Origin of the sequence: Streptomyces sp. NPDC050560, assembly GCF_044457285.1 — a bacterium.
Classification (GTDB): Bacteria; Actinomycetota; Actinomycetes; order Streptomycetales; family Streptomycetaceae; genus Streptomyces.
In genome coordinates, this window is record NZ_JBITGT010000003.1 from 268,648 (window position 1) to 287,239 (window position 18,592).

Annotated in this window: 17 protein-coding genes; 8 read left to right on the plus strand and 9 right to left on the minus strand. The window is 74.6% G+C overall.

The features are described 5' to 3' along the window. The first annotated feature begins 153 nt into the window (after positions 1–153). From ACIBIW_RS08615 to ACIBIW_RS08635, 5 genes are all read left to right on the plus strand, one after another. Entirely contained in the window at positions 154–1,671 is a 1,518-nt protein-coding gene (locus ACIBIW_RS08615; RefSeq protein ID WP_399333432.1) for a Y4yA family PLP-dependent enzyme, read from the plus strand. Beyond that, on the plus strand, positions 1,668–2,999 hold the full coding sequence (locus ACIBIW_RS08620) for a pyridoxal-phosphate dependent enzyme (protein ID WP_399333434.1): 1,332 nt from the start codon (positions 1,668–1,670) through the stop codon (positions 2,997–2,999). The genes ACIBIW_RS08615 and ACIBIW_RS08620 overlap by 4 nt, the downstream gene beginning before the upstream one ends. Further along, positions 2,996–4,216 carry an aminotransferase class V-fold PLP-dependent enzyme gene (locus tag ACIBIW_RS08625; protein WP_399333436.1) on the plus strand — a complete coding sequence of 407 codons (1,221 nt, stop codon included), beginning with the start codon at positions 2,996–2,998 and terminating at the stop codon, positions 4,214–4,216. The genes ACIBIW_RS08620 and ACIBIW_RS08625 overlap by 4 nt, the downstream gene beginning before the upstream one ends. Before the next feature lie 116 nt (positions 4,217–4,332). Further along, complete coding sequence (locus tag ACIBIW_RS08630; RefSeq protein WP_399333438.1) at positions 4,333–5,088, plus strand: class I SAM-dependent methyltransferase; 756 nt, start codon at positions 4,333–4,335, stop codon at positions 5,086–5,088. Further along, positions 5,088–5,960, plus strand: a complete 873-nt coding sequence (locus ACIBIW_RS08635) for a GNAT family N-acetyltransferase (protein ID WP_399333440.1) — start codon at positions 5,088–5,090, stop codon at positions 5,958–5,960. Before ACIBIW_RS08630 ends, ACIBIW_RS08635 begins: the two co-directional genes overlap by 1 nt. Here ACIBIW_RS08635 and ACIBIW_RS08640 read toward each other — a convergent pair whose 3' ends face one another. Then, entirely contained in the window at positions 5,961–6,872 is a 912-nt protein-coding gene (locus ACIBIW_RS08640) for a LysR family transcriptional regulator (protein WP_399333441.1), read from the minus strand. A gap of 205 nt (positions 6,873–7,077) precedes the next feature. On the opposite strand from ACIBIW_RS08640, the gene ACIBIW_RS08645 reads away from it, so the two are divergent. Then, positions 7,078–8,151, plus strand: coding sequence for a hypothetical protein (locus ACIBIW_RS08645; protein WP_399333443.1), 1,074 nt, complete (start codon positions 7,078–7,080; stop codon positions 8,149–8,151). Between the two features lie 10 nt (positions 8,152–8,161). Here ACIBIW_RS08645 and ACIBIW_RS08650 read toward each other — a convergent pair whose 3' ends face one another. Beyond that, on the minus strand, positions 8,162–8,668 hold the full coding sequence (locus ACIBIW_RS08650; protein ID WP_399333445.1) for a YbaK/EbsC family protein: 507 nt from the start codon (positions 8,666–8,668) through the stop codon (positions 8,162–8,164). A gap of 341 nt (positions 8,669–9,009) precedes the next feature. Between ACIBIW_RS08650 and ACIBIW_RS08655 the strand changes: the two genes are divergently transcribed. Together ACIBIW_RS08655 and ACIBIW_RS08660 are read left to right on the plus strand one after the other, a co-directional pair. Continuing rightward, positions 9,010–9,879, plus strand: a complete 870-nt coding sequence (locus ACIBIW_RS08655; protein WP_399333447.1) for an MBL fold metallo-hydrolase — start codon at positions 9,010–9,012, stop codon at positions 9,877–9,879. 303 nt (positions 9,880–10,182) lie between these two features. Further along, the gene (locus ACIBIW_RS08660; protein ID WP_399333449.1) at positions 10,183–10,395 is read left to right on the plus strand and encodes a hypothetical protein; all 213 of its coding nucleotides are present in this window, start codon (positions 10,183–10,185) and stop codon (positions 10,393–10,395) included. Between the two features lie 45 nt (positions 10,396–10,440). Here ACIBIW_RS08660 and ACIBIW_RS08665 read toward each other — a convergent pair whose 3' ends face one another. The 7 genes from ACIBIW_RS08665 to ACIBIW_RS08695 form a co-directional block, all read right to left on the minus strand. Beyond that, positions 10,441–11,256 (minus strand): GntR family transcriptional regulator, encoded by an 816-nt coding sequence (locus ACIBIW_RS08665; RefSeq protein WP_399333451.1) that lies wholly within the window; start codon positions 11,254–11,256, stop codon positions 10,441–10,443. 111 nt (positions 11,257–11,367) lie between these two features. Continuing rightward, positions 11,368–12,312: a phosphotriesterase gene (locus tag ACIBIW_RS08670; RefSeq protein WP_399333453.1), complete on the minus strand. Its 945-nt coding sequence runs from the start codon at positions 12,310–12,312 to the stop codon at positions 11,368–11,370. An 11-nt stretch (positions 12,313–12,323) separates the two neighbouring features. Next, positions 12,324–13,238 (minus strand): shikimate dehydrogenase, encoded by a 915-nt coding sequence (locus ACIBIW_RS08675; protein ID WP_399333455.1) that lies wholly within the window; start codon positions 13,236–13,238, stop codon positions 12,324–12,326. Further along, positions 13,235–14,740, minus strand: a complete 1,506-nt coding sequence (locus ACIBIW_RS08680; protein WP_399333457.1) for an FGGY-family carbohydrate kinase — start codon at positions 14,738–14,740, stop codon at positions 13,235–13,237. The genes ACIBIW_RS08675 and ACIBIW_RS08680 overlap by 4 nt, the downstream gene beginning before the upstream one ends. Beyond that, entirely contained in the window at positions 14,737–15,813 is a 1,077-nt protein-coding gene (locus tag ACIBIW_RS08685) for an ABC transporter permease (protein WP_399333459.1), read from the minus strand. Before ACIBIW_RS08685 ends, ACIBIW_RS08680 begins: the two co-directional genes overlap by 4 nt. Then, complete coding sequence (locus tag ACIBIW_RS08690) at positions 15,810–17,519, minus strand: sugar ABC transporter ATP-binding protein (protein ID WP_399333461.1); 1,710 nt, start codon at positions 17,517–17,519, stop codon at positions 15,810–15,812. The genes ACIBIW_RS08685 and ACIBIW_RS08690 overlap by 4 nt, the downstream gene beginning before the upstream one ends. After that, complete coding sequence (locus tag ACIBIW_RS08695; RefSeq protein ID WP_399333463.1) at positions 17,516–18,556, minus strand: ABC transporter substrate-binding protein; 1,041 nt, start codon at positions 18,554–18,556, stop codon at positions 17,516–17,518. Before ACIBIW_RS08695 ends, ACIBIW_RS08690 begins: the two co-directional genes overlap by 4 nt. Positions 18,557–18,592: the final 36 nt, after the last annotated feature.

Below are 18,592 nucleotides of genomic sequence, written 5' to 3' on the forward strand. Positions count from 1 at the left end.
CGCGACGCTCCCGCCCCACCACGCGCCCCCACGTCCGCCAGATGACGCTGATTTTCATTGCATGAAGAAGTGATGATCTGGGGAGGCTGCCACGGGCGCACGCAGTTGGCGCCGTTTGATGACGTATTGCACCATCGAGGAGGCGCGTGATCCGTGCGGGGACCGCTGTATCTGCAACCCCGGCTGGACCCGGGCCTTGCGTCGCTGACGCGGGACACCCGGTTCCTGCACTCCCTCGCCGACGGCCTCGGCACCCCCCTCAACGTGCTGCTGCCCGACCGGATAGCCGAGAACGCCGCACGCTTCCGCGAGGTCTACCGCGCCCACCGCCTCGGCGGCGAGGTCTTCTTCGCCCACAAGGCCACCAGGTCGAGCGCCCTCGTCCGCCGGCTCGCGGCCACCGGGTGCGCCGTGGACGTCGCCTCGCTCCAGGAACTACAGCACGCGCTGGCCTGCGGCTTCGCCCCCGACCGCATCGGCGCCACCGGGCCCAAGGACCCCGACTTCCTCTGGCTCGGCGCCAGGACGGGGGTCCGCTTCCAGGTCGAGGGCCCCGCCGAACTCGAACTGCTCGCCCGGCTGGTACGCCGCCACGCGCTGCCCAGGGCCCGCGTCCTGCTGCGGCTTTCCGGCTTCACCTCCACCGGGGTGCGGGCACGGCCGCGCCGCAGCCGCTTCGGCACCCCCGTCGCCGAACTCCCCGCGCTCCTCGACACCGTGGAGCGCCACACGGACGCCCTCGACCTGCTCGGCGTCGGCTACCACCTCGACACCGTCAGCCTCGACGAGAAGGCGCTCGCCCTCGAAGGGTGCGTACGCGCCATGGACGACTGCCTCGCCCGCGGACTGCGCCCCCGGGTCATCGACATCGGCGGCGGCTACGGCACCAGCTACCTCGCCGACGGCGCCCAGTGGGACACGTACACCACCGAGCTGACCCGCGCCGTCCTCGGCCGCCGCCCCCCGCTGACCTGGCGCGACCACGGCTACGGCCTGCGCAACGAGGGCGGCACCCTCGCGGGCAGCCTCGGCCTCTACCCCGCGTACCGGCCGACCGCAGGGGCCGACTACCTGGACGCGCTGCTCGCCATGCCCGCGCCCACCCTGGGCCGCCCCCTCGCGACCCTGCTGCTGGAGAACCTCTACGACCTCTACACCGAGCCCGGCAGGGCGCTCGCCGACCAGTGCGGCGCCACCCTGGCCCGCGTCGTCGAGACCCGCCCCGCGGACGGCGGGACCTGGCACCTCAGGCTCGACATGAGCGCCGCCGACTGCGCCGTCGAGGACCACGGGGTGCTGATGGACCCGCTGGTCGTCCCGCGGACACCGGTCCCCGAAGGCACCGGGCCCGAGCCGGTGGCCGTCCACCTCTTCGGCGGCCTCTGCCTGGAGTCCGACCTGATCACGAAGCGGGTGGTCTTCCTGCCCCGGCTGCCCCGCCCGGGCGACCTGCTGTGCTTCGCGAACACCGCCGGGTACTGCATGGACTTCAGCGCCCACCACGCCCAGAGCAGGCCCGGGGCGCGCAAGGTCGCCGTCACCGTGGACGCCGCGGGCGACCGGCGCTGGAGCCTCGACGAGGACTACTGGCCCCTCACGCCCGAAGACGCCCATTACGCCGACCACGCCGCCTACGCCGACCACGCCGCGGCGGAAGGAGCCACCGAGTGAGGTACGACAGCGTCACCGAGGTCATCGGCGACACCCCCCTGCTCCGCATCGACCCGGCCGTCCACGGCCTCGGCCACATCGACCTCTACGCCAAGCTCGAACTGCTCAACCCCTTCGGCTCCGTCAAGGACCGCGCCGCCTGGAACATGGTCAGGTCGGGACTGCCCGACGCCGTCGAGCGCGGCAGCCAGGTGGTCGAACTCTCCAGCGGCAACACCGCCAAGGCGCTCGCCCTCATCGCCTCGATGCACGGCCTCGGCTTCAAGAGCGTCACCAACCGGATGCGGGTCCCCGAGATCAAGGAGCTGCTGCTGCTCCTCGGCGCCGAGATCGAGGAACTGCCGGGCCGCACCGAGTGCCTCGACCCGACCGACCCCGAGGACCCCCTCACCCGCTTCCACCAGGCGCTCTCCGAGCCCGGCGGCGAGTACCTCCACACCGACCAGTACTACAACGAACTCAACGCCGCGGCCCACGAGTCAGGCACCGGTCCCGAGATCGTGCGCGACCTCGACGGCCGCGCCCCCGACGTCTTCATCGCCTGCGTCGGGACCGCGGGCTCCTCCACCGGGGTGGCCAGGGTGCTGCGCAGGCACCGCCCAGGCGTGGAGGTCGTCGGGCTCGTCGCCCACAAGTCCGACTTCGTGCCCGGCATCCGCAACATCGACGAGGTGCAGGAGGTCGGCCTGTTCGCACCCGGCCTCTACGACACCATCGACACCGTCACCTCGGCCGAGGCCATCGACGGCATGCTCGGCCTGATCCGCCGCAGCGGGGTCCTCTCGGGCCCCACCGGCGGCGCCGCCTACTTCGGCGCGCTGCGCCATCTCAGACGCCTCGACGCGGAGTTGGACGCGCGCGGGGGCGAGCGCAGGACCGCCGTCTTCATCGTCTGCGACCGGGTCGAGAGCTACCTCGGCTACCTGCGCAAGCGGCGCCCCGAACTCTTCGGCGCCACCGCATCCGCGGGCGCCCTCGACGCCCTCACCGACGCGGAGGTCGAGGCGGCGGCCGTCGTCGACGTCGCGGAGGCCCGCCGCTGGATCGCCACCGGCGCGCCCCTCGTCGTCGACCTGCGCAGCCCGTTCGCGTACGCGGCCCTGCACATCGAGGGCTCCGTCAATATCGTCGACGAACTCTTCGAGGAACTGGTGCGCGACGCCCTCCCGTTCAGCAAGTCACGCCCCGTGCTGCTCGCGTGTCCCGTCGGCGAGAAGTCCGCTCGCTACGCCGCCCTGCTGACCAGGCTCGGCCACCCCGACGCCCGCAGCCTCGCGGGCGGCATCGTCGCCTGGCGCGACGCCGGGGCAGAACTGGTGAGGGAGTGAGGGCCGTGCCGACCCCCGCCACCCCCGCGCCCACCGGGTTCCCCGAGGAACTGCGGGCCTGGCAGGCCCCGTTGCGCGAGCAGTTCCCCATCATCACCGCCAACCCCGGGCTCGCCTACCTCGACAGCGCCGCCACCTCCCAGAAGCCGCGCGCCGTGCTCGACGCCGCGACGGCGTATCTGACCACCTCCAACGCCAACGCAGGGCGCGGCACCTACCCCTGGGCCAACAGGACCACCCGGCTCGTCGAGCAGGCCAGGGACACGGTGCGCGCCTTCCTCGGCGACCCGGAACCCGCCCGCTCCCGCGTCGACTTCGTCTCCGGCGCCAGCGAGGGCCTGCGCCGCGTCGCCCTCGACTGGCTGCCCAGGTTCCTCACCGACGGCGACGAGATCATCGTGCCGCTCGGCGACCACGAGGCCAACGCGCTGCCCTGGTTCGAGGCCCGCGACCTGCTCGCCGCCCGCGGTGTGCGCATCACGGTGCACGAGATGCCCTACCAACGGGACTCCCACGACTACGACATGGCGGCGCTCGCCGCGCTCGTCACCCCCCGCACCCGCTTCGTGGCCGCCACCCACGTCCACCATGTGTACGGCGGCGACATGACCGTGCACCTGGTACGGCGGGCGGTCGGCCCCGAGCCCGTCATCTGCCTGGACGCCGCGCAGAGCGTGGGCCACGTCCCCGTGGACCTCGCCGCCCTCGACGTGGACTTCCTCGCCTTCTCGGGACACAAGGCGCTCGCCCTGCCCGGCACCGGCGCGCTCTGGTCGCGCGGGCTGCGCGGGCCCGTCTTCGCACCGGGCGGCTGGGACGGCACGCCCAACACCGCGGGCATAGTGAGCCTGACGGCCGCCCTCGACTGGCTCGGGGACGCCGGGCCCGCCAGGATCGGCACCTGGACCGAGGCGCTGGCCGCCCGGCTCACCGACGGGCTGCGCCACCTGGAGCGCTACGAGATCCTGGGCTGCCCGCTCAGCCTCGCCTTCGACTCGCCCGTGCGGCGCCGCCGCGGCATCGTCACCTTCCGACACCGCGCCATGGAGGCGGTCGACCTGGGCTTCATCCTCTACGACCGCGGCCATATGGTCCGCTCCGACCGCCACTGCCAGGGGCGCGCGGGGGAGGAGCGCACCTCCGTACGGGCCAGCGTGCACGTGTACAACACCCCCGAGGAGATCGACCGCCTCCTGGACGACCTCGCGGCGCTCTGACACCCCCTCGGGCGCCCCGGTACTCCCCGACGCTTATGAAAACCGTTTTCGAGTGTAGATTTCTGTCACCTCCCGGCACGCGGAGCGGGAGCGAGAGCGAGAGGTGACCGAGCACGATGTCCCTGAGCACGACCACGGCCGCGCGGTGGGTGGACCGCTGGGAACGGCAGCAGCGGCGTTACGCGATCGACCGCGAGGAGCGGTTCACCGTGATCGCCGATGTCGTGGAGCACGTCACCGCGGGCAGGTCCCGGCCCGTCGTCGTCGACCTGGGCTGCGGCCCCGGGTCGCTCGCGGTCCGCCTCACCCGGCGGCTGCCGCGCGCCCATGTGGTCGCCGTCGACATGGACCCGGTCCTGCTCGCCATGGCCCGCGCCCTCGGCCCCGGTCTCGTACGGTACGTGGACGCCGTCATCGGCACCGAAGGCTGGACCTCCGCCCTCGGGGTCGAGGGCCAACTGGACGCCGCGGTGTCCACCACCGCCCTGCACTACCTGCCGCACGAGACCCTCCAGCGTGTCTACGGCGAACTCGCGGGCATACTGCGCCCCGGCGGCGTCGTCGTGAACGCCGACCACCTGCTGCCCGAGGACGCCGCCGACATCGCCGCCCACGTGGGGCGCAGCCGGGCGGGCCGCAGAAGGGACTTCAGCCACGAGGACTGGGACACCTGGTGGCGCGCGGCCGAGCGGGACCCGGAGCTGACGGACCTCTTCGCGGAGCGCCGCCGCAGGCTCACCCGGCTGACGGGCGGCGGCAACAACGGTCTCAGCCTCGACCGGCACGCCACCATGCTCCGCCGCGCCGGCTTCGCGCAGGCGGGCCCGGTGTGGCAGGTGGGCGGGAGCTGTGTGCTGGTGGCGGTGCGGTGATGGCCCGTACACGCGAGGGCGCGGGGGAGCGCGGCCCGGAGGGACACACCCCCGTGGAGGCGGGCCGCGGGGCGCGGGAGGTGGGCCGCGGCGCCGACGGGGCGCCCCTCGACGCCAACCCCTGCGCCTTCCTCGCCCACCAGGGCGCCTCGCCCCATGTCGCCCTGCGCCGGGAGCCGGACTGCGCGCTGCTCAGCGCCGACAGCGACGCCCGCCCGTTCAACACCGTCTTCGCCCCGGCGCTCGCCCCCGACGGGATCGAGGAGCGGGTGCGCGAGCTGGCCGGGAAGCACACCGCGCCGGGCCGCGCGGGACACTGGTGGATCGGCCCCTCCGCCACCCCCGCGGGGCTGCCAGGACTGCTGGCCGGGCTCGGCTTCACACCGCTGCCGCCGATCCGGCTCATGACGGCCGTACCGGTCCCGGCAGGGGCCGCGCCGCCCGGCACGGGCACCAGACCCGTGCGCTCCCGCGAGGAGTTGGAGGACTTCGCCGAGGTGCTGCGCGCGGCCTACGGCGCACCCCTGGCGACCGCCCGCTTCACCCACAGGGTGCTGGCGTCCCTGCCGCTCGGGCAGGACACACCGCTCCAGCACTTCGTGGTCCGCGCGGGCGGCACCCCGGTCGCGGTGGCGTCGGCGTTCCTGCACCGGGGCACCTGCGGCCTCTACAACGTGGCGACACTGCCGGGCGCGCGCGGCCGGGGCTACGGCGGCGAGGCGGCGGCGCGCGCCCTCGGCGACGCGGCGGAACGCGGCGCCCGTGCCGCGATGCTCGGCGCGGAGCCCGGCGCAATGGGCCTCTACCGGCGGCTCGGCTTCGTGCCCGGGGGCACCCTGGCGCGCCTGGTGTGCCCGCCGCCGGGGCCCTGATCAGGGCGCGGGAGCCGTCGCGGGGCCGGTGAGCAGGGCCTCGGCGCAGGCACGGAACGCGGTCACCAGGCGGCCGCGGTCGTCCGCGCGGGCCGCGAGCACCACATGGCCAGGCTCGACGCCTTCGAGGGGGACCGTGGTGAGGTCGGGGCGCATTCCGGTGAGGCCGCCGGTGGCCGGGATGATGGCCACCGCCTGGCCGGAGGCGATCAGCTCGATCTTGTCCTCGACGGACTCGACGACGGGGCCGTCGGGCGCGGGACGGCCGTCGGGGCGCGGGTCGACGCGCCAGAAGGCGTCCCAGGCGGGGTCGGCCACCCGCGGCTGGGGCTCCTCCGCGATGTCGTCGAGGGTGGCGGACGGGCGGCCCGCCAGCCGGTGGTCGGCGGGGACCAGCAGCACCCGGGGCTCGTCGTAGAGGACGGTGACGCGCAACCCGGCGGTGGGGAAGGGCAGTCGGCTCACGGCCGCGTCGACGCGGTGCTCCAACAGCCCGGTCCTGGCCTCGTGGTAGTCCAAATGCCTGGTGCGTACCTCGGCGTCGGGGTGCCGGCGCCGCATCTCGCGCACCGCGGGCGTCACGATGATGTTGGTGATGTAGCCGACGGTGATCCGGTCGGGCCGCGCGGCGGCGCGTGCGCGCTCCGCGGCCCTGGCGGAGGAACGCAGCACGTCGCCCGCCAGCGGCAGGAAGACCTCGCCCGCCTCGGTCAGCCGGGCGCCGCGCGGGGTGCGGTCGAGCAGCCTGGCACCCACCTGCTCCTCCAGGCGGCGGATCTGGCGGCTGAGCGACGACTGCGTCAGATGGAGGACGGCGGCGGCCCGCCCGAAGTGCCCCGTCTCCGCCACGACCGTGAAGCACCGCACCAGCCGCAGATCGAGGTCGTGCAGGGGAGTTGCCGCATCCGTCATGCCTCCAGCGTAACGGGAACCCGACGCCCCGGACACCGGATTGTTCGGTCTGACCTGGGGTGATGCGGAGAACGGCATGCGCCATGCGAAACATTCATTGGACCGTGGCCGCCTGCCCGCCGCAGGGTGGCGGCGGGCGGCCCGGAGGCGGACCGCCCGGCGCGGGCGGCAGGCCCGCGCCCCCTCCCGCGAACGAACGGTGACCATGGACGAGATCTGGATGCTGGGCGCGACCGGCAGGACGGGGCGCGCCATCGCGGCCCGGCTGGCCACGAGCGGGAGGCCGCCGGTGCTGGTGGGGCGCGACCGGGACCGGCTGCGCGCGGTGGCCGACGAGGTGGGTGGCGCGGCGCGCGTGGTGGTGGCGCAGTCCCTCGGCGCCGCGGCGGGGATGCTGGCGGCGGCGGAGCCCGCGGTGGTGGTCAACACCGTCGGCCCCTTCGCCCGGAACATGCCCCTCGTGGCCGGAGCACTCCCCGACGGCTCCCACTACGTCGACCTCACCAACGAGATTGCCGCCGTCTCCGGGCTGCTCGCCCGGCACGAGGAGGCCGCCGCCCGCGGCCAGTGCCTGGTGGCCGGGGCCGGCTTCGGCGTGTTCGGCGCGGAGAGCGTGGTGCGGTGGCTGTGCGCGGGGCGCCCGCCGGCCGAGCGGGTACGGGTCGACGCGGTGCCCGCGGTGGTATCGGAGCCCGGCCGCCTCGGCGAGGCCCTGGCGGCGAGCGTCGTCGGCGGCATCGCCCTCGGCGGACGCCGCTACGAGCACGGCCGCCTGGTCCGCGCCCCGTTCGGCGGCGACACCGAGCGGTTCACCCTGCCGGACGGCACCCCGGTGCGCACCGGGGCCGTACCGTTCGGCGACCTCGAAGTCGCGCACCGGGCGTCCGGCGCGCCGTTCGCGGTCGCCGCGTCCAGCGCGGCACCGACAGGGCACGCGGCGCGGGCCGCGGTGGCCGTGGCGTCGGCGCTGCTCGCGCGCCCCCGGATCGCCGCCTTCGCCACCCGCCGACTGGCCCGCGTCCCGACCCGGGCCGGGCAGCCGGGCAGGGAGCACTCCTGGGTGCGGGCCCGCGTGACGGAGGCGGGCGGCGCCGTACGGGAGGGCTGGCTGCGCGCGGGCGAAGGCATGGCCTTCACCGCCGACGTGGCGGCGGAGGTCGCCCTGCGGCTGGCACGCGGCGAGGGCACCCCGGGCGCCCACACCCCCGGCGCGCTCTTCGGCCCCGGGCTCGCCGAGAAGGCGGGCGGGGTGTTCCTCGCGGGCGGCGCCGGAAGCTGAACGTCCGCGCTCAGCCGCCCTCGGGGCCTGCCACATGGGCGGCGGGCGCGGCCACCTCGGCGACCTGGCCGCCGGTCAGCTTCACCAGCTCGGTGAAGGTCGTACGGAACACCGCGTGGGGGACACCGCCGCCCACCCACAGCTCCTGATGGCCCTCAAGATCGGCGTCGATCAGGGTGCGCAGCGGTGCCGGGTGACCGACAGGGGCCACCCCGCCGACGACCTGGCCCGTGGCCTCCAGCACGAGTGCGGGGTCGGCCCTGCGGATCCTGCGCCGTCCCACACCGGTCAGCGCCGCGACGCGCGCGGTGTCCACCCGGTGGGCGCCGCTGGTGAGGATGAGCACCGGGGTCCCGTCGACCGAGAACACCAGGCTGTTGGCGATGGCGCCGACCTCGCAGCCCACCTGGGCCGCCGCCGCTGCCGCCGTGGGCGCCGGCTCCGGCAGCTCCACGATCTGCGCGTCCGAGCCCTGCGCCGCCAGCGCGTCCCGTACGCGCCGCATCGCCTCGTGCATCTTCTCTCCTGCCGTCGCGGGCACCGTCGTGGTGCCGTCACCCGGGGCCGCTGTCGCGCCCCCGCACCGCACCCTGCCACGCCTGACCCCACGACCGTCACCCGGTTTCCCCCGCGGGGGCACCCCGGCACACCGGCGGCCGCACCGGTTCGCCCGCACCCACCATGCGGAGGCACAAGACCGTACAAAACGCGTGATACGGGCGCCCGGTGTGCAGGGTCCGAGAGTGGCCCCCGGCGGGAAGTACAAGGGCGGCCGGGGCTACCGGTTCCGCGTCCCGGCGGGATATCCCTGACGCACGGCCCCGTTCCGGGCCGCACCCCCTGGAAAGGAACCCCGCCGTGGACGGCTGGCATGTCGATAACCGCTGCATGAACTGCGATGTCGCCCGGCAGTTCGCACCCGGCCTCATCGTCGAGGCCGACGGGCGCTCCCGGCTCGCCCGACCGCCGCACGGGCCCGACGACACCGGCGCCCTGCACGCCGCCGCCTTCGCCTGCCCCACGCGCTCGGTCCGCCCCGGGGACGGCCGCCTCGACCCGGCGGACGACCCCTTCCCGATGCCGCTCGACCCCGGCGTACTGGTCTGCGGGCACAACTCCCGGCAGACCGCGGGCGCCACCTCCTACCTCCTGCGCCGCCCCACCGGCACCCAGATGATGATCGACACACCCCGCTTCAGCACCGAACTCGCCGACCGCTGGACCCGTACGGGACCGGTGACCGACGTCCTGCTCACCCACCGCGACCACGCCGCCCACGGCCGCCGCTACGCCGACCACTTCGGCGCCCGGCTCTGGGTCCACGAGGGCGACCTCGACGCGGCACCGGACGCGGACCGGGTCCTCAGGGGCACCGACGAGGTCGGGATCGCGCCAGGTGTCACCGCGTACCCGCTGCCAGGACACACCCGGGGCAGCGTGCTCTACCTCGCCGACGACCGCTACTGCTTCACCGGGGACAGCTTCTACTGGTCGCGTACCACCGGGGACCTCGCGGTCGCGGAGAGCGTGACCTGGTACTCCATCGAGGAGTTGGCGGCCTCCCTGGCCAGGGCGGTGGGGCGGCTGCGTTTCGAGTGGGTGCTGCCGGGCCACGGGGGACGGCGCCGCCTCCCCGCCGACGAGATGGCGGCGAGGCTGGGCGCCCTCGCCCGGCGCACCGCCCTTCTGGAGCCGCGCCCCGTCGACTTCACGGCCACGCTCTGGTGAGCCGGGGGCGGGTTCTCGCCAGCGTGAGAATGCGGCGCGGGAGCCGTTGACCCACCGGGGGGCGCCGGGTATTCCATAGGCGAGATGCCAAGGGTCTCTCGTCTGGACCGGGCTGGATCGGGGAGCGGGTCCTGCGCTCCCCCCACGGGGCGAAGCCGAGCGTGGGGGAGCCGGCGACCGACGACGACGCGGTGCGGGCACCTCACGGCCGCAGGCCGGGGAGCGTGCCGGGGCCCGCGAGCCCGGCGTGGTCCAGGCGGAGGCGCTGGCGGCTGACTATGCCCGTGGAGCACAGGGGGACGCATGGAGTACCAGATCACCCTGACGGACAGGGTCGAGCAGATCCTCGTCGAGCTGTCGAGCGCGGGCATGGACGAGGTCTGGGAGCTGATCTGCCGGGAGGCGGCCACGCCACGGTGCGTCAGCAACGCGGAGGGCTTCGGTGAACGGGCCTGGATCACCTACGACGCCGACATGGACCACATCACCATCAGGGACGCAGGCTGGATCGGCTGAGCCGCGCCGGGGACGGCGGCCGACCGGTGGTCCGCCGTCGGCCGCTCAGTTCCCGGGCGCCACGTCCGCCACGCCCCCGCCCTGCGGGGTCACCACCATCAGCGCAGGGGTGGCCGCCTTCGGGCTGCGCACCAGGTCCACCTCGAAGCGGCTGCGGTCGCCCCGGTGGTAGGCGACGAAGCTCTCCACCGGGCGCCCGTCGGGCCCGAAGCTGGTGCTGCGCAGCGCCAGCACCGCCGCCCCCTCGGTGATGCCGAGGCTGTGCGCGAGCGCGGAGCCCGCGGTGGTGGCCTCCACCGAGCGGTGCCCGCGGGTGAGCCGCACCCCGTACTTGCCCTCAAGCAGCGCGTAGAGGGACTGCCGGGTCAGGTCCTCGTCGAGCAGCCCGGGCGCGAGCGCGGCAGGCACCCGCGTGACGGTGAACACCCAGGGCTCCCCGTCCACGAACCGCAGCCGCTCGATGAGGATCACGGGACGGCCCGGGGCGAGGGCGAGTTCGGCGGCGACCTGGGCGTCCGCGGGGACCCGCTCCAGCCTGCGTACCTCGCTGCGCAGCTCGGAGCCCCTGGCCGCCACGTCCTCGTAGAGGCCCGTCAGCGACTGGACCAGGCCCTCCGCGGTCTTCGGCGGTGACACGAAGGTGCCGCGGCCCTTGATGCGCTCGATGACGCCCTCGGACTCCAGCTCCGCGAGCGCCTGCCGCACCACCGTGCGGGACACCTCGTAGCGCTGGCACAGCTCGTGGTCGCCCGGCAGCCGGGTACCGGCCTCCAGCGCGTGGCCCTCGATCTCCGCCAGCAGGATCTGCTTGAGCTGGTGGTAGAAGGGCAGCGGGGAGGAGCGGTCGATACCTGTCTGCATGTCATGAGAGGATAACAAATCGCCCTCCGGCGCCTTGCGGCCCGTGACGGAATGCGGTAAGGGGTCAACTCCCTTCTGTCTTACGGGTGTTCAGCTCTGTCTTACGGGTGTTCAGCTCTCCGGCGGGTGCCAGGCGAGCCAGCGCGCCGCGTTGGTGACGAGGATCTGCCGCGTCGCCGCCTCCCCGACCGCCGCCCGCACCCGCGGCACGAAACGGTCGAAGAGGTACCGCAGCCCCGGCATGCCCCCGTACGCCGCATAGCGGGAGCGGCGCGCCACATCGCCGCCGAGCAGCAGCGCACGCCCGCCACCGCCCTCCACCACCCGGGTCAGGCACTCCACCAGCACCGAGTCGGGCGCCCGCCGGTGGCGGGCCGCGCCGTCGTAGCCCAGGAGCGCGCCCCTGGCGGCGAGTTCGAGATGGAGCCCGGGATCGGGGTTGCGGTCGACGTGCGCGAGCGCGACGCGCTCCGCGGGGCAGCCGTGGCCCGCCAGCAGATCGAGCACCTCGTGGGCGGCGCTGCCGTGCTCCAGGTGCACCATCACCGGCGCCCCCGTCTCCCCGGCCAGCGTCCCCACCGCCTCCAGGACCCGCCGCTCATGGCCGCCCAGCGACCAGTACCCGGCGCCCGCCTTCAACAGCCCCGCCCGCACCGGCGCCCCGCCCGGCGCGCGCGCCGCAGCGCCGCCGTCCGCCATGCCGGAGAGCAGGTCCCGGCGGAAGCGGGCGCGCAGCCGCCCGGAGTCCTCGCCGAACAGGGGGTGCCCCGCGGCATAGTGCTCCGCGCGGTGCGCGCCCGTGGTGTGCACGATGTGCAGCCCGGCCGCCGCCGCGGCCCGCGCCACCGCCGCGGGACGCTCCCCGAGACCCGCCGGGGTGGCCTCCACCATCGCGCACGCGCCCGAGCGCCGCAGCGCCGCCGCCTCCGCGGTGCTCGCCCCCTCGTCGTCCAGCTCGTCGCCCGGCAGCAGCGGGCTGGCCTGGAACAGGTGCTCGTGGTAGTCCACCGGGCCCAGGTCCCCCGGCGCGATGTCACCGAGGACGGTCCGCACCACCGCGGGCCCCGTCACCGCACCGCCCCCGCGGCCGCGGCGAGTTCGTCGACCACCTCGGGGGTGACGGCCGCCCCGAACACCTCGGCGATCACCTGCGACCAGCCGTGGATGAAGTAGCGCCAGCCGTCCACCACCGTAAGACCCCGCGCACCCTGCTGCGCCTGCGCCTGCCGCAGGAAGTCGAGCCGCCCCCGGTAGTTCAGCTCCCAGACGACCGCCTCCGCGGGCAGCACCGCGCCCGGGGGCAGCGGGCTGCCCGGCCGGTCCTTGCCGAGCCCGGTGGCGTTGACGACCAGGCTGCCCCGCGGCAGCCCGGCCAGCAGCGCGGTGAGCGCCGCGGCGTCGGCCGGGTGCGTACGCACGTCCGTGCGGTCCGCCTGCGCGCCGACGACCCGGCGCAGCCTGTCCAGCCGCCCCGGCACCGTGTCCACGAAGTGCATCGCGCGCGGCGCCTCGGCCCGGCGCGCCAGATACCAGCCGATCGCGGTCCCCGCGCCCCCCGCGCCCAGGCACAGCACCTCCGCGCCGTCCGCGAACCGGCCGGGCGGCAGGAACTCCTCAAGCGAGAGCCCCGCCGTCACCGGGTCCTTGGCCGCGCCCCACAGCCGCCCGCCGCGCACCGTCACCGACGACACCTCACCGCACGCCCGCGCGAAGTCGTCGAACCCCTCGAACAGGTCGTGGCACGCCTCGTACAGGGCGATCTTGTGGGTGGTGACCAAGGCGCCCGCGCACACCGGATCGTCCCGCAGCTCCGCGGCGGCCGCGCGGTAGGCCGCCCGCGGCGCGTCCACCGGGATGTCGAGCCCCACGAGGTCGGCGTCGAGACCGAGCAGCCGTGACCAGGGCGGGAACACCCGTATGATCGACGACTCTCCCGTGGACACCCCCACGAACCGCATCCGCCTGCGCCCCGGCGCGCTCACTCCGCCTCCCCGCCGCGGAGGTCGAACCACGGCCGCATCCGCTCGTACGCGTCCAGGAAGATGCCGTGCTGTTCCGCGTAGCGGGCGCAGCGGCGGGCGTCGGGGGTGAAGACGGCGGTGGTCGTCGAGAGGCCGCGCGCGATGCCGAAGCCGTCCGCGAGGCCGAGCCCGACCAGGCCCGTCACCGCCGCGCCCAGGCTGTTGGCGTCCTCGACGATGCTGCGCCGCCGCACCTCCACGCCCCACACGTCCGCGAGGACCCGCAGCCACACGTCGCTGCCCGCGCCGCCGCCGATCACATCGACCCGCTCCACCGCGACCCCGCCGTCCCTGAACGCCCCGATGCAGGTACGCAGGTTGAACGCCACCCCCTCCAGCACGGCCCGCACCATGTGCCCCCGCCCGTGGTGCCTGCCCAGGCCCGCGAACACCCCGGCGGCGGCCGGGTTCCAGTAGGGGGAGCGTTCCCCGAGGAGGTGCGGCAGGAAGTACAGGCCCTCGTCCGCCGCCGGTGCCTCGTCCGCCGCCGCGAGCAGCGGCCCGAAGCGGCCGGGGCCGCCGCCAGGCGACAGCAGGTCCACCACCCAGGCGAGACAGGCGCCGCCCGCCTGCATGGTCGTGGTCGGCACAAAGTGGCCGGGCACCACATGGTTGAACGTCATCGAGCGCATCGGCGGATCGAGCAGCGGCCGCCGCGCCGCCACCGAGATCCACGACGACGACCCCATGCACACATACGGCCCGTCCGCGGGCGACACCACCCCCGCGCCCACGGCCGCCATCGGCCCGTCACCGCCGCCGACCACCACGGGGGTGCCCTCGGCGAGCCCCAGCTCCGCGGCCGCCCCCGCGGTCAGCCCGCCAGCCACCTCCGTGGACGCCACGACCGGCGGCAGCAGCTCCTCCGGCAGCTCCGCGGCGTCCAGCACCCGCCGCGACCAGGCGCCCGCGTTCTGGTCGTAGGCGTTGGTGCTCGACGCGTCCGAGGGATCGGTCACCAGACGGCCCGTCAGCCGCAGTGTCACCAGGTCCTTCGCCAGGCAGACATGGCGGACCCTGGCCCAGTTCTCCGGCTCGTTGTCACGGACCCACATCACCTTCGCCAGCGAGTACGTCGGATCGACCCGGTGGCCCAGCTCCCGGTACGCGGACTCCATGCCGAGCCGCCCGGCGAGCAGGTCGCTCTGCGCGGTGCTGCGGTGGTCCGCCCAGATCATCGCCGGGCGCACCGGGGCGAAGCCGCCGTCGAGGAAGACCGCGCCCATCATCTGCCCGGACAGCGCGATGCCGTCGACCCCGCCCGGGTCCACGCCCGCCCGCGCCACGAGGCGCCTGGTCGCCTCGCAGGCCGCGCGCCACCAGTCCTCCGGGTCCTGCTCCGCGACGCCGCCGTGGCCGAAGCGCGTCGGATAGCCCACCGTGCAGGCGGCGAGCGGCCGTCCCCCGTTGTCGTGCAGGGACGCCTTGTCGCCCGTCGTCCCCAGGTCATGCGAGATGATCATGCGTTTCCCGTCGCCGTGGCGCCCGCCGCCGGTGCCGGCGAGGGGGCGGGGCGCCGGTTCTGGAGCTGGTCGAGGCCGACCGCGAGCACCATCAGCACTCCGATCGCCACCTGGAGCCAGAAGGGGTCGATGGTGAGCAGCGTGCCGCCGTTGTTGAGCAGCCCCACGATCAGCGCGCCGAGTATCGCCCCGACCGCCGTGCCGCGCGCCCCGAAGAGGCTGGCCCCGCCGATCACACACGCCGCGATGGCCTGCAACTCGTATCCCGTGCCCGACGTCGGCACCCCGTTCCCGAGCCGGGACGCCAGCAGAATCCCGCCGAACCCCGCCACCAGGCCCGACAGCGCGTACACGCTCACCAGCACACCCCGCACCGGCACCCCGCTCAGCCGCGCCGACTCGGCGTTGGAGCCGACCGCGTACACATAGCGGCCCCACACCGTCCTGCGCAGCGCGAAACCGACCGCGACGGCGATCAGCAGCGTCAGCCAGATCAGGTTCGCCACATGGAAGGTCGCGCCGCCCGCGATCCCCTGGAAGCCGTCGGGCAGCGGCTGGACGGTGCGGCCGTGCGTGTACACCAGCGTGAGCCCGCGGGCCGCGCCCAGCAAGCCGAGCGTCACGATGAACGGCGGCATCCTGAAGAACGCCACCAGCAGCCCGTTCACGGCCCCCGCCGCCGCGCCCACCACGAGCCCCAGCAGGATCGCCCCGAGCGCGCTCGTCCCGGACGCGGTCTCGAACACCGTCTTGGCGGTGATCACCCCCGCGAGGCCCGCCACGGACCCCACCGACAGATCGATGCCCGCCGTCAGGATCACCAGCAGCTCGCCCAGCGCGATGATCGCGTAGATCGACACCTGGCGGCCCAGGTTGTCGAGGTTGGTGCCGGTCAGGAAGGTGTCGGTGGACAGGCTGAGCCCGATCACCAGCAGCGCCAGGATCGGCAGCCCGCTGATATTGCGGCCCAGGACGTCGCGCAGGCCGAGCGGCTCCTCCTCGGCGGCCGCGCCGCCGGGGCGCGCCGCCGCGCCCGTGGCGTCGTCGGCCGCGGTGGTCTGACGGGTCTTCATGCGTGCTCCCGTGGGTCGTCGTCGCGACTTGCGGCGGGGCCGGCCTGCTGCTCCTCGTCCTCGTGAGCCGCTCGGGTCGCCCGGGCCGCTTGGTCTTCGGGGGCCTCCCGGGCCCCGTGGGGCGCCATGTCCGCCGTCCGCCCGGGGGGCTCGCGGCGCGGGCTCGCCAGTTCGAGGACCCGGTGCTCCGTGGCGTCCGCCGCGCTCACCTCGCCCGCGAGGCGCCGCTCCCGTACGACGACGATCCGGTCGCACAGGCCGAGCAGCTCCGGCAGGTACGACGAGACGACGACGATCGCGAGACCGGCCTCCGCGAGCCGCGCCACGATCCGGTAGATGTCCGACTTCGCGCCGATGTCGACGCCCTTGGTGGGCTCGTCGAGCAGCAGCACCCGGGCGTTCGTGCCCAGCCACCGGCCGAGCAGCACCTTCTGCTGGTTGCCGCCGGACAGCGAGCCGACCGGGTCGTCCCAGCCGCCGTACTTGAGCCGCAGCCCCTCCACCGCCGCGTCCGCCCGCGCCTGCTGGCGGCGGCCCGAGACCACGCCGCCCGTGGCGCAGTCGGCGAGGCTCGCGATCGTGGTGTTCTCCCTGACGGACAGCTCGGGCAGCAGTCCGGACTCCTTGCGGTCCTCGGTCAGCAGCGCCACCCCGGCCCGTACGGCGGCCCGCGGGGAGCGGATCGCGACCTCCTCGCCGTCGATGCGCACGCTCCCGCGCTCCGGGGGCTCCGCGCCGAACACCGCCCGTAGGATCTCCGAGCGGCCCGCTCCGAGCAGCCCCGCGAGACCCACGATCTCGCCCCGCCGCACCGTGAGGTCCACGGGCCCGGGAAACCCGCGCGGCACGAGCCCCCGCACGTCGAGCCGCACCGCGCCGGGCTCCCGCCGCTCGCCCGGGTAGAGGTTGGTGACCTCACGGCCCACCATGGCCGCGATCAACGCGCTCTCGTCGAGCCCCGCGAAGTCCCGGGTGGTCACGCTGCGGCCGTCGCGCAGCACCGTGACCCGGTCGCCGATCTCGAACATCTCCTCAAGGCGGTGCGTCACGTACAGCACCGCGGTCCCGCCGTCACGAAGCCGTCGGACCCGCTCCAGCAGCGCCGCGGCCTCCCGCTCCGAGAGCGCCGTGGTCGGCTCGTCGAAGACGACCAGCCCGGGCGCCGCCCCCAGCACCCGCGCTATCTCGACCAACTGCCGAGTCGCCGTGGTCAGATCGGCGACCGTGGCGTCGGGGTCCACGTCGCCGAGGCCCACCGCGTCCAGCATCTCCCGCGCCCTGCGGCGCTGCGCACCGCGCCGCACCACCCCGAACCTGCTGGGGAAGCGCCCCATCAGGAGGTTGTCGAGAACCGTCAACTCCGGCAGCAGGCTCAGCTCCTGGTACACCACCCCGATCCCGGCGGCCCCGGCCTCCGCGGGGGTGGGCGCCCGGTCCATGGGCCGCCCGCCGACCTCGTACACCCCCGCGTCCCGGGCGACCGCCCCGCTCAGCACCCTGATCAGCGTCGACTTGCCCGCGCCGTTCTCACCCGCGACGCAGTGCACCTCGCCCGGGCGGATGTCGAGAGCGACGTCGTCGAGCGCCACCACGGGGCCGTACATCTTGCGCACCCCGGCGAGCCGCACGACGGGCGGCGCGGCGGGGTCCGTGGCGGCGGCGGGGGAGTCCGGGGCGCCGGGTGTGTTGGCGGCGGCGGGGCTCACTTCTTCACCTTCGGCGGGTTCAACAGCGAGGCCAGGTCACGGTCCGCGACGTTCTTGCCGTCCACGAGCACCGCACCGGGGTCGAGGTTCGCGGGCGCGGGCGAGCCCGCCTTCGCCATCACCGCCTCGACGACGCCCTGGTAGCCGAAGAAGTACGGGTTCTGTACGACGATCGCGTCGATGGCGCCGGTCTTGACCGCGGCGATCTCGGCCGGGTCGGAGTCGAACGACACCACCGGCACGCTGTCCTGCGCCTTCTTCTCCTGGACGGCCTTGGCGGTGCCGATGCCCGACACGTTGTTGTCGGCGAAGATCCCCGCGGGTCTCGACGACTTCGTGAGGGCGTCGGAGACCTGTCCGACGGCCGCGTTGACGTCGTTGTTGTTGGCCAGGGTCTGGGTCACCCTCGCGTGCGGGCACTTCTCCGCCAGGCCCTTCTTGAACCCGTCGAAGCGGTCGCCGAGCACCTGCACCCCGGACACCGACGTCTCGTGCAGTACGGCGCCGTCCTCGTGCCCCCGCGCCGTCATGAGCCGGCACATCCGCTGGCCCGCCTGCTGCCCGGCCTTGATGTTGTCGGTGCCGAGGAACCCCTCGGTCTCGGTGGTCACCGCGTTGTCCACGGTGATGACCCTGACCCCGGCCTTGCGTGCTTTGTCGATGACGCCGTTGAGCGCCGTGGACGAGTTCGCCGCCAGCACGATGGCCTGGGCACCGCGCGAGATGGAGTCCTCGACGAGCTGGATCTGCGGCTCGATGTCGGTCTCGGCGGTCGGCCCGAAGAGCCCGAGCCGCAGCCCGAGATCGTGGCCCGCCCGCTTGCTCCCGGCCAGCATCGACTGCCAGAACTCGGAGTTGGTCGCCTTCACGATCACGTCGACCCTTGTGCCCGCCACCGGCGCGTCACCGCCGCCCGAGGCGTCGTCGGCGTTGTCGGCGAACACGGCCTTGCCGCCGACCACCCCGAGGCCCAGGGCGACCACGGTGGCCAGCGCCGTCACGGCGGGTGTCACACTGCGAAGCCTGCGCAGCGGCATACGTCATCTCTCCTTCGGGGGACGGACCCGGGGCGC

Coding starts and splice junctions, on each gene's coding strand:
- ACIBIW_RS08630 (WP_399333438.1), top strand. CDS start 4,333: ATGTCCCTGAGCACGACCACGGCCGCGCGGTGGGTGGACCGCTGGGAA.
- ACIBIW_RS08635 (WP_399333440.1), top strand. CDS start 5,088: ATGGCCCGTACACGCGAGGGCGCGGGGGAGCGCGGCCCGGAGGGACAC.
- ACIBIW_RS08640 (WP_399333441.1), bottom strand. CDS start 6,872: ATGACGGATGCGGCAACTCCCCTGCACGACCTCGATCTGCGGCTGGTG.
- ACIBIW_RS08645 (WP_399333443.1), top strand. CDS start 7,078: ATGGACGAGATCTGGATGCTGGGCGCGACCGGCAGGACGGGGCGCGCC.
- ACIBIW_RS08650 (WP_399333445.1), bottom strand. CDS start 8,668: ATGCACGAGGCGATGCGGCGCGTACGGGACGCGCTGGCGGCGCAGGGC.
- ACIBIW_RS08660 (WP_399333449.1), top strand. CDS start 10,183: ATGGAGTACCAGATCACCCTGACGGACAGGGTCGAGCAGATCCTCGTC.
- ACIBIW_RS08665 (WP_399333451.1), bottom strand. CDS start 11,256: ATGCAGACAGGTATCGACCGCTCCTCCCCGCTGCCCTTCTACCACCAG.
- ACIBIW_RS08680 (WP_399333457.1), bottom strand. CDS start 14,740: ATGATCATCTCGCATGACCTGGGGACGACGGGCGACAAGGCGTCCCTG.
- ACIBIW_RS08685 (WP_399333459.1), bottom strand. CDS start 15,813: ATGAAGACCCGTCAGACCACCGCGGCCGACGACGCCACGGGCGCGGCG.
- ACIBIW_RS08695 (WP_399333463.1), bottom strand. CDS start 18,556: ATGCCGCTGCGCAGGCTTCGCAGTGTGACACCCGCCGTGACGGCGCTG.